The 12520-nt window shown below is 37.7% G+C and carries 12 protein-coding genes and 2 other annotated features; all 12 genes read right to left on the bottom strand.

Annotation, left to right across the window (positions count from 1 at the left end; genetic code table 11):
• Nucleotides 1-98: 98 nt before the first annotated feature.
• Nucleotides 99-332, bottom strand: a binding site (T-box leader).
• A gap of 26 nt (nt 333-358) precedes the next feature.
• A complete protein-coding gene (gene minD, locus ABDZ53_RS11960; protein ID WP_343756834.1) occupies nt 359-1150 on the bottom strand; it encodes a septum site-determining protein MinD in 792 nt (263 codons plus the stop codon).
• Complete coding sequence (locus tag ABDZ53_RS11955) at nt 1150-1827, bottom strand: septum site-determining protein MinC (RefSeq protein ID WP_343756833.1); 678 nt, start codon at nt 1825-1827, stop codon at nt 1150-1152. The genes minD and ABDZ53_RS11955 overlap by 1 nt, the downstream gene beginning before the upstream one ends.
• A gap of 29 nt (nt 1828-1856) precedes the next feature.
• Nucleotides 1857-2408 carry a rod shape-determining protein MreD gene (mreD, locus tag ABDZ53_RS11950; RefSeq protein WP_343756832.1) on the bottom strand — a complete coding sequence of 184 codons (552 nt, stop codon included), beginning with the start codon at nt 2406-2408 and terminating at the stop codon, nt 1857-1859.
• A complete protein-coding gene (gene mreC, locus ABDZ53_RS11945) occupies nt 2408-3259 on the bottom strand; it encodes a rod shape-determining protein MreC (RefSeq protein ID WP_343756831.1) in 852 nt (283 codons plus the stop codon). The genes mreD and mreC overlap by 1 nt, the downstream gene beginning before the upstream one ends.
• 178 nt (nt 3260-3437) lie before the next feature.
• Nucleotides 3438-4448: a rod shape-determining protein gene (locus ABDZ53_RS11940; protein WP_343756830.1), complete on the bottom strand. Its 1011-nt coding sequence runs from the start codon at nt 4446-4448 to the stop codon at nt 3438-3440.
• Between the two features lie 227 nt (nt 4449-4675).
• Entirely contained in the window at nt 4676-4876 is a 201-nt protein-coding gene (locus ABDZ53_RS11935) for a cold-shock protein (RefSeq protein WP_034302391.1), read from the bottom strand.
• Between the two features lie 213 nt (nt 4877-5089).
• Nucleotides 5090-5773: a RadC family protein gene (gene radC / locus ABDZ53_RS11930; RefSeq protein WP_343756827.1), complete on the bottom strand. Its 684-nt coding sequence runs from the start codon at nt 5771-5773 to the stop codon at nt 5090-5092.
• 72 nt (nt 5774-5845) lie between these two features.
• Nucleotides 5846-6496, bottom strand: coding sequence for an HAD family hydrolase (locus tag ABDZ53_RS11925; RefSeq protein ID WP_343756825.1), 651 nt, complete (start codon nt 6494-6496; stop codon nt 5846-5848).
• Between the two features lie 2 nt (nt 6497-6498).
• The gene (locus ABDZ53_RS11920) at nt 6499-9147 is read right to left on the bottom strand and encodes a valine--tRNA ligase (protein ID WP_343756820.1); all 2649 of its coding nucleotides are present in this window, start codon (nt 9145-9147) and stop codon (nt 6499-6501) included.
• 60 nt (nt 9148-9207) lie between these two features.
• Nucleotides 9208-9426: a binding site (T-box leader), on the bottom strand.
• Complete coding sequence (gene tpx, locus ABDZ53_RS11915; RefSeq protein WP_343756816.1) at nt 9427-9930, bottom strand: thiol peroxidase; 504 nt, start codon at nt 9928-9930, stop codon at nt 9427-9429.
• Between the two features lie 69 nt (nt 9931-9999).
• Nucleotides 10000-11217 (bottom strand): tRNA uracil 4-sulfurtransferase ThiI, encoded by a 1218-nt coding sequence (gene thiI, locus ABDZ53_RS11910; protein ID WP_343756814.1) that lies wholly within the window; start codon nt 11215-11217, stop codon nt 10000-10002.
• A 19-nt stretch (nt 11218-11236) separates the two neighbouring features.
• Nucleotides 11237-12373, bottom strand: a complete 1137-nt coding sequence (locus ABDZ53_RS11905; RefSeq protein ID WP_343756813.1) for a cysteine desulfurase family protein — start codon at nt 12371-12373, stop codon at nt 11237-11239.
• Nucleotides 12374-12520: the final 147 nt, after the last annotated feature.

Genomic DNA, 12520 nt, shown 5'->3' with positions numbered 1-12520 from the left:
TTTTTTGACCCCACGCTGGAAGCTTTCCGGAACCCCCGGCATAGCCGAGGGTTTTCAAAGACCATAAAAAAACGCCCTTTAATTTCCTTAAAAGAAAATTAAAGGACGATCGACGTCGTGGTCCCACCTTTATTCGTAACCCAAATAAGCATTACCTCAACACGTTCAAAACTTCTAAACGCTGGCACGATAACGGGTACAACCGATTAGCTTACTCGAGTTTCAGCCTCTAGCTTAGAGATGTGTGTTCAAAGGTATCTAATAGTTACTCTCACCAACCGTAACCTCTCTGAAATAGATAGTCTTCTACTTTTTCTCATCATAGCCTTAAGTGATTTTTTATATAATAGCACAACTTTTATTTTTTGCCAAATAGTTTTTGCCAAAAACTAACTTTTTCTTCTTTAAGTGTCATTAAAGGAACGGTATTTCCTAATATTCTTCGAGCAATATTTCTATACCCTTGAGATGAAACGTGATCTGGATCTAATACAACCGGATTGCCTTTATTGGACGAACGAACAACTTCATCGTCCTCAAAAACAATACCAAGCAATTCTACAGACAAGTGACGTGTAATTTCATCAATATCCATCACATCACCATCTTGCATCATACTTTTACGTATGCGATTAATCACTAGTTTAGGTGCTTGGATAGGTGTTTGTTCAATTAAACCAATAATTCTATCTGCATCTCTTATAGCAGAAATTTCAGGTGTGGTAATAAGTATGGCATCATCTGCCGCTGCAATCGAGTTTTTAAAGCCTTGCTCTATTCCGGCTGGACAGTCAATTAAGACATATTCATAATTATTTTTTAAAGATGAAATAAGCTCTACCACCTGTTCCTCATTGATTGCATTTTTATCTGCATGCTGGGCCGCTGGAAGCAGGAACAATTGATCATTAAATCGTTTATCTTTAATAATGGCTTGATGTAATTTAGCTCTTCCTTCAACGACATCAATAATATCATAAATAATTCTGTTTTCTAATCCTAATATAACATCCAGGTTTCTTAAGCCTATGTCCATATCTACTAAACACACTTTATGTCCTTGAAGGGCAAGTGCTGTTCCAATGTTTGCTGTAGAAGTAGTTTTACCTACTCCTCCTTTTCCAGATGTTATAACGATTGCTTTCCCCATTACATTAACCCTCCTGCATATTTCCCTATTTCTGGTCGAACTGTTTTTAATTTTTGAAGGGGAGATACTTCAATAATATGTAAGTCATTTACATAAACAAATTCAACATCATTCTTTAACTCTTCAGAATCTTCATCTTGTTCAATTACATGAACATTGTCGCCAATTCTCACTTGAGCATTATAACGGAAATTGCCTACAACTATGGCACTTTCTTTTCCACCATATCCCGCATGAGCAATACCTCTCAGTTCACCAATGATAAATATACTCCCAGTTGCTCTCACCGTGCCTCCTGGGTGTACGCCCCCAATTAAAAGCAAATCCCCTTCAGCTTCGACAATTTGACCACTTCTCACCGTCTTAGCCTCTAGGGTCGGGGCCGATTCTATATGCCATTTTAAAGCCTTTTCTACTGAAATAACTTCTGCTTCAAAGGAATGAACTTTGAAATGGTCATCTTCAATGATTTCAGTTAGTTGCGCTTTTTCTTCATTCGTCAATTCTCGCTTACCCGTTTTAACAAAGAATGTAATTTCATGACCGGCAGCTGAGTCTTTTTTTAATTGCATGGTGAGTTCTTTTAATTCTTCTAGAATCGATTCAAAAGAAGCTGACGATTGAATAATTAATTGGTATCCTTCTTTAGTCCCTTTCAGAGACACTGAATTATTCATTAGTTTCACCTCTACATAATAGTCGTTAGTTACATAATTCTATTTTTATTGGGTCGCTCATCTTTCTCCATTTTTATGATTTCCGCTACCTGTTTCAGAGGATAACCCAAAACTACTATAAATATAGTATTCAGTGCTAATGTAGCTCCTAATCTTTCAGCCATAAAAGCTTGTGCTGTTAAAGAAGTCAAATCAAGAACGCGGTAAACAGCAAAAATGAAGAATTCATTTATAGTTAGTAAAATGATGCTAATGAGGATAAGAACCCACAGATGCGTTTCCAAATAAGGACGTAATGTTATAACGAAATAAGTTATAAGCATGAGAACAGTCATATAAATTCCAAGAATACCCGAATAATAACTGTCATAAATAAAACCGAAAACGATGGTTAAAATGTAAATATGTCTTGGCTCTAAATGAAACGCTAGGATGATAACGGTCAGTACAAACAATCTTGGAACCATAATACCGATAGACGTTTGTAATTCTGCCGTGAATAAGGACGTGACTATACCATCAAGAAGTAAAGTTATGAAAAGCAGCACAATAGGGATGAGTATTCTTTTGAAGTTCTGCATTACTCATCCCCACTGTCAGCTAAACGATGAATGATAGTAACGTATCGTATATTGTTAAAATCAGTGGCTGGAGTGACATACACTTCTTGGGCTAAGCCAAATGAGTCCATTCTGACTTCGTCTACTTCACCAATGACTAACCCTCTTGGTATAGCGCCACCTAATCCTGATGTCGTGATCAGCTCTTCTTCATTGATATCTGTTGTAGACGTAATTTGCGACATAATCAGACGATTCGTCTCACTGTCATATCCACTAATGAGTCCGTAAACCACTTCATCCATCACGATTTCAGAAGAGACTTGATTAGAACTTTGATCAACATTCGTTAAAAGCACTACTTTTGAACTGGTGGGATTAACCTCAGAAATACGTCCGACAAGTCCATTCCCAGACATAACCGGCATGCCTATTTCCACTCCATCTTGACTCCCTCTATCCACAATAATTTGATCGACCCAGGTGTCAGGATTTCTAGAAATAACTGTTCCAGATATAGTACGGTAGTCCAATAGTGAACTCTGCAAATTCAATTCTTCCTCTAAACGTTCATTTTCATCTCTTAATACATTCAGTTCAGCTTGTCTTTCATAAATTTGATCAATTTCAGTTTTTAATCGCTGATTTTCTTCATACGTATTCTGCAAGTTTGTGATGGAATCAAATAGTTCCGTTACCGCATTAGCTGGTCTGGAAAATGTTCGACCTAACACAGCAGTGATATCATTTGTCACTTGCTGTAAGAAGGGATTATTCCCTCCACTTCTCAATGACAGAGAAAGAAGAGAAACAAAGAGTATCACACTGATAAGTAGTATAATCATTTTTTTATTTGTAAAAAACTGGTTCAATTGTTACACCTCATATATTTTAACTCTGCTTATTTTACCATACATTTTCTCGATATCGTAGAGGCAGTTTAGTGAACAAATGTGTACAGAAGGACAGGTGTATTCGTCAGTAGACAAGAGGCATACTTTGTCCTAACCAATAAATAAGCGAGAAGTGTGCCTCCTCGCTTGTTTATGCTTATCTCGATTGTTTTTTGTATACATCCATGTGATTTAAAGCTTCTCCCGTTCCGATTGCTACACATTCTAACGGATTACTTGCTACAAATACCGGTACATCTGTCTCTTTGGCGATAACATCGCTCAAATTATTCAATAGAGCGCCCCCACCAGTGAGAACAATTCCTCTATCAATAACGTCTGCTGAAATTTCTGGAGATGTGTCTTCTAAAGTGCCTTTAACAGCAACTATTATACTATCAACAACTTCTTTGATAGCTTCAGCAACATCTTCAGCTTTTATAGTTATGGTTTTTGGAAGACCCGTTAATAAATCACGGCCTCTAATATCCATCGAATCCATTTCTTTTGCGGCTTCAAGGGACGCACTGCCCAATTCCATCTTCACAGCCTCAGCTGTTCTTTCACCAATTAACAAATTATATCGGTTACGAATAAAGTGAATAATTGAAACATCCATTTGATCTCCAGCCATTTTAATGGTACGGCTGCTTACGATACCTCCTAAGGAAATGGTGGCAACATCTGTCGTTCCGCCTCCAATATCCACAACCATACTTCCTGTAGGTTCATTAACAGGTAGACCTGCTCCAATCGCTGCTGCAAAAGGCTCTTCAATTAAATACGCTTCTTTTGCTCCAGCCATTTTAGTCGCATCTATAATGGCTCTTTTTTCAACTTCCGTTCCTCCACCTGGCACACAAACCACCACGAGAGGTTTAGAAGCACTTCTTCCAACAGCTTTTTTAATAAAATATTCCATCATTGAAGCCGTAATATCAAAATCAGCAATAACCCCATCTTTCATCGGACGAATGGCTACAATACTTCCAGGGGTACGACCAATCATTTTTTGAGCATCTTCACCGACTGCCACAACTTCGTCAGTCGTTTTATCAATAGCGACTACAGATGGTTCCCCTAAAACAATGCCTTTTCCCTCAATATAAACGTTCGTATTGGCAGTTCCTAAGTCAATACCAATCCCTTTTTTTCCAAAAAATACCACTAAAAAATCTCCTTTCAACCTTCAAAAACATTTCAAATTTAACTAATCATTTTCATTCTTTAATTGTACCTTTTTCTAGGCCATTATGCACTAGTTGCAATAGACTTTATTTTAATTTTAATATTTGAAACTTAATCCTTACAAAAAGAAACATGGGAAGAAAAATCATTAAAAAACCGAGTAAGCTAGTTAGCTCACTCGGTTAAAAATAGTCTTATTTTAAGTTATTAAGCTTTTTCTACGTTAGCTGCTTGAGGTCCGCGTGCGCCTTCTTCGATATCGAAAGTAACTGCTTGACCTTCTTCTAATGATTTGAATCCTTCTTCGTTAATAGCTGAGAAGTGTACGAATACATCGTCTGCACCTTCGCGCTCGATAAATCCAAATCCTTTTTCTGCGTTAAACCATTTTACTGTACCATTTTCCATGTTTCTATTTCCTCCTCGTGCCTTGAAGCACAATTATATTTCACAAGTTGCTAAAGGTACGAATTGGAATGTTGTTACACATTACTTTTTTCTTTCCCTAACAAATTGCTAATTTAATAGTAACATGAGGTTTTTAAGAATGCAAGTTAAAGCCCTTTTTATTTAAATTTCCTTTTTAGTTGGTAACTCTGGATTTAAGAGCGCTAACATTTTTTATAAGGCCCCATACTCTTTTAAGCTGATATAGGAATCATCCCCTATGATAAAGTGATCCAGGAGGTCAATTCCAATAATATTTCCTGCTTCTTTCATGCGTTGCGTGAATTGAAAATCAGCTTCGGACGGCTCTGGATTTCCCGAGGGATGATTATGTGCAATAATAATACGTGCTGAAGCATACTTAATAGCAGCTTTAAAAATCTCTCTTGGATGAGCAACACTCGTATTTAAGGAACCCTTGAATATGACTTCCTTTTTAATAATTTCATTTTTTGTATTCAGAAACAATCCTAAAACAATCTCTTGTTGTAAGCCATTGAGTTCTTCCATTAACAATTTTCCCACAAATTGAGATGACGTCACCGTCCCTTCTTTCAGTTGGGTTGTTTTAGCCATTCTTTTACCCAATTCAATCATGGCTAACATTTCTATTGCTTTAGCCTTCCCTATACCCGTAATGCTCATTAATTCTTCTAAAGAGGCATGTTTAAAGGTATACAAATCATCGAAGTTAGATAGAACTTGCATACTTAACTGCAACACATTCTGCTCTTTTGTACCTGTTCTCAGAAGTATGGCTAGTAGTTCGTGATTAGCCAAGGCAGCTGGGCCGAAATCTTCCATTCTTTCTCTTGGTCTCGCTTCTTGTGGTACCTCAATAAATTTTTGATTGATCATATCTTTCCTCCTATGTATAAAAAAAGAAGAGGAGGTGTTTTCCTCCCCTTCTATATATACTATCTTTTAAAATCAAAAACCGTTTTTTATCTTTCTAAGAATTTCATGCAAATCATTGCAGATATCTAATGCAAGCTTTCTGGCTTCATCAGTTGGCTGGATTAAATCCGGCACCATTATGACATCTATTCCAGCAGCATGAGCCGCTCGGATACCATTCAAAGAATCTTCGAGTACCACTATCTCAGAATGTTCATAACCTGTAAGCGCAGCTGCTTTTTGAAATATCTCTGGGTGAGGTTTCGAAACCTTTACTTCATCCCCACCTACTATGGCATCAAAGTAATGGGTCAGCTCGGCGTTCTTTAAAAGTGTCTGAACAACCTGTCTTTTAGAGCTGGAAGCCACTATTGTTTTTATGTGGTGTTCTTTTAAATAATCCAGTAGCGGAACTAGCCCTTCTTTTAAAACAGGGTCAGATGAGAATAAGACATCTTCTACATCAGATTCAGCACGCTCAATAAAAGCATCCACTTTTTCTTTTTCAAAGGTTTGGTACATTCCTTCATAGAGATCATCGTCACTCGAACCAATATAATTTTCGTAGAAAGCATAATCAAAAGGAATGCCTACCGATTCTGCTGTAATTTGATTCCCTTTAAAATAGAGAGATTCTGTATCAAACATCAATCCATCCATATCAAAAATGACAGCTTTTTTCATTATCATCCCTCGTTTATTGATTTTAATTTCTCTATCTGTTTGGTGACAGCATTAAATCTTTCTCTATAATCGACACCTTTTTGGCGTTCTTCCTCAACAATGTTATCCGGTGCATTCTGAACAAATTTTTCATTTGCTAATTTCTTCTCTACTCTATCTATTTCTTTTTCCCATTTCTCTTTTTCCTTTTCAAGACGCTGAATTTCTTCACCAATATCAACCAGCCCGGCCAATGGCAAGTAGATTTCTGCCCCAGAAACAACTGCTGACTTCACTTCATCAGGTATGGTTAATTCCGTGTCAATTTGCAAATCAGCAGGGTTACAGAATCTTTCTAGGAATGAACGGTTCTGAACTAAGAAATCTTTTTCCTCTTGGCCTTTAGCTTTAATCAAAATATCTACTTCTTTTGAAAGCGGGCGATTAGCTTCCAATCGAATACTACGAACAGATTTAATGAGGGCGATTAACATTTCCATATTGTTGATTGCTTTTGAATCTTCGAACTCTTCTCTTACCTGAGGGTATGAGGCTAAGACGATAGACTCTCCTTCATGCGGAATATGCTCCCATATCTCTTCAGTTACAAAAGGCATAATTGGATGCAACAGACGTAATGTTTGATCTAATACATGAACCAAGACAGATTTGGTTGTATTTTTTTGTTGCTCTGTTCCTTGCATTAAAATCTCTTTACTCATTTCAATGTACCAGTCACAATAATCATCCCAAATGAACTTATACAATTGACGTCCTGCTTCACCAAATTCAAATTTTTCAAATAGCTCCGTTACTTGACCAACCACTTCATTGAGCCTTGCTAGTATCCATTTATCAGCTATTGACTTTTCACCTGATAAATCACTGTCTTCTAACTTAAACTCTCCTAAATTCATAATGACATAGCGACTGGCATTCCAGATTTTATTGATAAAGTTCCAGGCAGCATCCATTTTTTCATAACTGAAACGAACATCTTGCCCAGGTGCGGATCCATTAGACAAGAACCAGCGCAGGGCATCTGCCCCATACTGATCAATAACTTCCATGGGATCAATCCCGTTCCCCAGCGACTTGCTCATTTTTCTGCCTTGCTCATCGCGTATTAATCCGTGTATCAATACATTTTTAAAAGGAGATTCTCCAGTGAACTCTAAACTTTGGAATATCATACGGCTGACCCAGAAAAAGATGATATCATATCCTGTAACTAATGTACTTGTAGGGAAGTATTTTTTGTAATCTTCGCTATTTTCGTCAGGCCATCCCATGGTAGAGAAGGGCCAAAGAGCTGAACTGAACCACGTATCCAGTACGTCTGTGTCTTGAGTCCAATTTTCTTTGTCTTCTGGAGCATGCTCTCCAACGTAAACCTCACCTGTTTCATTATGATACCAAGCAGGTATACGGTGACCCCACCACAATTGTCTAGAAATAACCCAATCATGAACGTTTTCCATCCAAGTTGTAAATGTCTTCTCGAAGCGTTCAGGTGCAAAGTGAACTTTGTTTTCTGTTTTCTGGTTTTTCAAAGCATTCTCAGCTAGTGGAGTCATTTTAACAAACCATTGAGTAGAGAGTCTAGGTTCCACTACGACACCGGTGCGTTCCGAGTGACCGACACTGTGCTGCATCTCTTCAATTTTAATTAAATACCCTTGTTCTTTTAAATCTTTAACCAATGCTTTTCGCGCTTCAAAACGGTCCATACCTTCATAAGGTCCCGCTAGACTATTCATTGAAGCATCATCATGCATGACGTTGACTTGTTCTAAGTTGTGGCGTTGGCCTATATCAAAGTCATTCGGGTCATGAGCAGGGGTAATTTTAACCACACCTGTCCCGAACTCCCTATCGACATAGTCATCTGCTATGACTTCCAATTCTCTATTTAATATGGGCAAGAGTACTTTTTTACCAATCAAATGCTGGTAGCGCTCATCTTCAGGATGTACTGCAACAGCCGTGTCACCTAGCATTGTTTCAGGACGAGTCGTAGCAATTTCTACCCCACCTTCTCCGTCAGCTAAAGGATATTGAATGTGGTAAAAAGCCCCGTTAACCTCTTTATGTTCCACTTCGATATCAGACAGTGCCGTTTGAGCTTTAGGATCCCAATTAATAATATATTCACCGCGGTAAATTAATCCTTTATTGTATAAATCAACAAATACTTTATTCACAGCTTTATTTAAACCTTCATCTAAAGTAAATCTTTCTCTTGAATAATCAACAGAAATGCCCACTTTTGCCCACTGTTTTCTGATTTCTTCAGCATAATCTTCTTTCCATTCCCAAACTTTGTCTAAGAATTTTTCCCGACCTAAATCATGCCTTGATATATTTTGCTGAGCCAATTTTTCTTCTACTTTAGCCTGTGTCGCTATGCCGGCATGGTCCATACCCGGTAGCCATAGCGTATCGTATCCTTGCATCCTCTTTTGACGGATAATAATATCTTGAAGCGTGGTGTCCCAAGCATGACCTAAATGCAGTTTCCCGGTAACATTGGGAGGCGGAATAACAATTGAATAAGGCTCGGTTCCCTTTTCATTTGGTCTAAACAAATCTTTTTCAAGCCATTTCTCATAACGACCTTCTTCTACTTTACTTGGTTCATACTTTTTGGACATAGTTAAATTATCTTCCATTGCTGGTCACTCCTTCTTAAGTTTTACATTTTCTATACAAAAAAGCACTCATCCTATTATATAAAGGACGAGTGCTTCGCGGTACCACCTTAATTATTAGGGTCATGAACCCTAATCTCTTAATAACGGATATAGTGTTCCGTCATTCCACATGCAGTTACTCCACTTCACTGCAAAAGCTCACAAGCTACATTCTTAAAATAACTATTAGGGATTTCCACCACACACCCATTCTCTGAAATAGTCTATTTTAATACTCCTCTTGCTCAACGCTTCTATTTAATTTAATTCTGCTTCTTCGTGTCTAGCCGCTGACAAAGCTTCTTCATAATTTGGATCTTCAGCCATTTCTTTAACCACTTCTCTATAAACAACCTGGCCTTCTCTGTTTAATACGAAAACAGCTCGAGCGACTTTATCAATATCCTCAATGTATAAGCCATAGGTCTTAGCAAAAGAACGGTCATCGTCATGAAGTAATTCTGTCGCAATCTCTTTATCTGATGCCCATTCTTTCTGTTGATCCGTTGTATTAGCTGAGATAGAAAGAACCCGAGTGTTTTTCAGATCTTTCGCTTTATCATTAAATGTATCCGTCTGTCTCGCACAAGTGCTTGTTTCAATGTCTGGGAAAGTACTGAGAATAACTACTTCGCCCTTATAGTCAGAGAGCTCTACCGGCTTGTCATTTAAGTCTTTCAGTGTAAATGAAGGTGCCATATCTCCTACTTGAGGGGCCTCACCATTTGTTTGAAATTTTTCGCCTTTTAATGTTACGTCCATTTTATTCCCTTCTTTCTCATATTATACTTCTAGTGTACCTGTTTAGAAAGGAGGTTTGCAACTAAAACATTATAATAAGGACTCAAACAAATTATCTTGCTGGTCACTTGTGTTGTCATGAGTAGTGATATGGTCAATTTTCAACCCATCTAATGCATTTTGAACCAACTGCTCAATATCTAAAGCTTTCTCCAACTCTTTCACTTTATCCAGTTTCGGCTTAGTCTTAGGCTTCACTGGCGCAAAAACTGTACAGCAATCTTCAAAAGGCTGAACAGCCAATTCAAATGTATCAATTTGTTTGGCAATATCTATTATCTCATTTTTATCCATAGAAATTAATGGACGTAATATCGGAGTGGAGGTTACCTCATTAATTGCGAGCATACTTTCCAATGTCTGGGAGGCTACTTGTCCGAGTGATTCTCCGTTTGCAATAGCTAAGCTGTCTCGTCTTTTGCGTATCTCATCTGTTAGTCTGAGCATCATTCGACGTGTGACAGTCATAGAATAACTATCAGGTATCTCTTTCTTTATCGCTTCTTGAATTTCTGTAAAAGGCACTTCTATAAATTGAATAGGTCCTGCATAACGAGCCAGTTTAGAAGTAAGATCTTTTGCCTTCTGTAAAGCCTGGGGACTGGTGTAAGGAGGACTATGAAAATGCACAGCCTCTATTGTCATCCCGCGTTTAAGAGCCAAGTACCCTGCTACCGGAGAGTCTATCCCACCGGATAACATCAGCATGCCTTTGCCAGCAGTTCCTACAGGTAGACCTCCTAGTCCTAAAATAGTATCCACTGATATATAAATCCCATTGTGTCTGATTTCTACACGGGCTGTAATATCAGGGTTCTTCATTTGGACGACGCTGTCTTCATAGGCTTCAGCTACAGTTTTTCCTAGTAATCTATTCAAATCATTCGTATCATATTCAAATTCATGGTCTGATCGACGGGTATTAATCTTAAAGGACATCCCTTTTTCATAATGACGACCGATCAGACTAACGACTGCTTTCTTTGCTTCTTCCAGTGATTTCTCTACTTTAACGACAGGAGAAAAAGATTGAATGCCGAAAACATCTTTTAATTCTTCCATAACCAAATCGGCCTCTTCTCCGTTTAATGTAATATACATACGATCACGATTTGATTTTACTTCTAGCTGTTTAAAAGGCTTCAATTTGTTTTTTACATTATTTAACAACTTTTTTATGAAATACTTTTTATTTTTTCCTTTTGTGGATAATTCGCCGTAACGCAGCATTATTTCAGTTACTTGCAACGAAACCATCCTTTCTAATTTAATTTATTTCCTTGAGTTGCTCATAGATCTTGTCAAAGACCGTTTTAAACTGTTCTATTTCTTCCCTAGTGTTTTGCATACTTAAACTTATGCGTACAGCTGTTTCTGCTTCTTTTTTTGTATAGCCCATTCCAGTTATAGACTGACCTTTGTCTTTTCTCTTGCTTGAACAAGCACTCGTTGTAGAAACATAGATACCTTCTTTTTCTAATGCATGCACGACAATTTCTCCTCTTATATTTTGTATCCCAAAACATAATACATGGGGAGACGCTGATTCTGGACTAAAAAGAGTGACTTTTTCTTTTTCTTCTAGATAACACGTCAGGGCTTCTTTTAATTGAGTGAGTTTCACCTGTTTATCTTGACTGTTTTCAGTGGCTAACCTAAAGGCCTTCGCCATGGCTGCTACACCTGGCACATTCTCTGTACCACTTCTACGTCCGCTTTCCTGGCCCCCGCCGTTAATCAAAGGCATTAATTGACGGCCTTTTTTAATATAAATAAATCCTGTCCCTTTAGGTGCATTGAATTTGTGCCCAGAAAAAACAGCCAAGTCAATTCTAGACTGACCCAGTTCTAAATCGAGTAAGCCTACTGACTGAACAGCATCCACATGAAAGTGGATAGCAGGGTAATCTTCTAGTATCTTTCCGATTTCTTTTAAAGGTTGGATGCTACCTGTTTCATTATTAATAGCCATGATAGACACAAGGACCGTGTCTTCTCGTAAAGCATCTTTTAACTCCGCAGGGTTTACTTTCCCCTCTTCATTAATTGGTAAATATGTGACTTCCCATCCTAATAACTCTAGTTGCTCCATTGTTTTTAAAACAGCAGGATGCTCGATTGAGGAAGTGATGATATGTTTTCCGAACGCTCTTTTTTCAAAAGCTGTTCCTTTTATTGCCCAATTATCTCCTTCCGTTCCTCCGCTTGTAAAAAATACTTCTGCTGGTTCGACATTTAACAGTGATGCAATTTGTTTCCTTGATTGGTTCAGCAATCCTGTAGTCATTTCTCCTAGTTCATGCAAGCTAGACGGGTTACCAAAAAGTTTTTGACTAACTTCGATATATGAAGAAAGTACAGATTCGTTTACTTTAGTTGTAGCTGCATTATCAAAATATATCATAATTAACCTCCTAGCTTTCGTGTCCTAAACCTTATATATTATATCAGAAATCTTTCTAGCTTCAAGCTTAATTTAGATTTGAATTTACCCTTTTTACGTAAATAAAATTTTGGAAGTGCCAAATATAGACAAACAAGCTCGTTTAAT

This window comes from Alkalibacterium iburiense (assembly GCF_039521845.1).
Classification (GTDB): domain Bacteria; phylum Bacillota; class Bacilli; order Lactobacillales; family Carnobacteriaceae_A; genus Alkalibacterium; species Alkalibacterium iburiense.
This window is presented reverse-complemented; position numbering and strand designations above follow the sequence as displayed.

Coding starts and splice junctions, on each gene's coding strand:
- minD (WP_343756834.1), bottom strand. CDS start 1,150: ATGGGGAAAGCAATCGTTATAACATCTGGAAAAGGAGGAGTAGGTAAA.
- ABDZ53_RS11955 (WP_343756833.1), bottom strand. CDS start 1,827: ATGAATAATTCAGTGTCTCTGAAAGGGACTAAAGAAGGATACCAATTA.
- mreD (WP_343756832.1), bottom strand. CDS start 2,408: ATGCAGAACTTCAAAAGAATACTCATCCCTATTGTGCTGCTTTTCATA.
- ABDZ53_RS11935 (WP_034302391.1), bottom strand. CDS start 4,876: ATGGAAAATGGTACAGTAAAATGGTTTAACGCAGAAAAAGGATTTGGA.
- radC (WP_343756827.1), bottom strand. CDS start 5,773: ATGATCAATCAAAAATTTATTGAGGTACCACAAGAAGCGAGACCAAGA.
- ABDZ53_RS11925 (WP_343756825.1), bottom strand. CDS start 6,496: ATGAAAAAAGCTGTCATTTTTGATATGGATGGATTGATGTTTGATACA.
- ABDZ53_RS11920 (WP_343756820.1), bottom strand. CDS start 9,147: ATGGAAGATAATTTAACTATGTCCAAAAAGTATGAACCAAGTAAAGTA.
- tpx (WP_343756816.1), bottom strand. CDS start 9,930: ATGGACGTAACATTAAAAGGCGAAAAATTTCAAACAAATGGTGAGGCC.
- ABDZ53_RS11905 (WP_343756813.1), bottom strand. CDS start 12,373: ATGATATATTTTGATAATGCAGCTACAACTAAAGTAAACGAATCTGTA.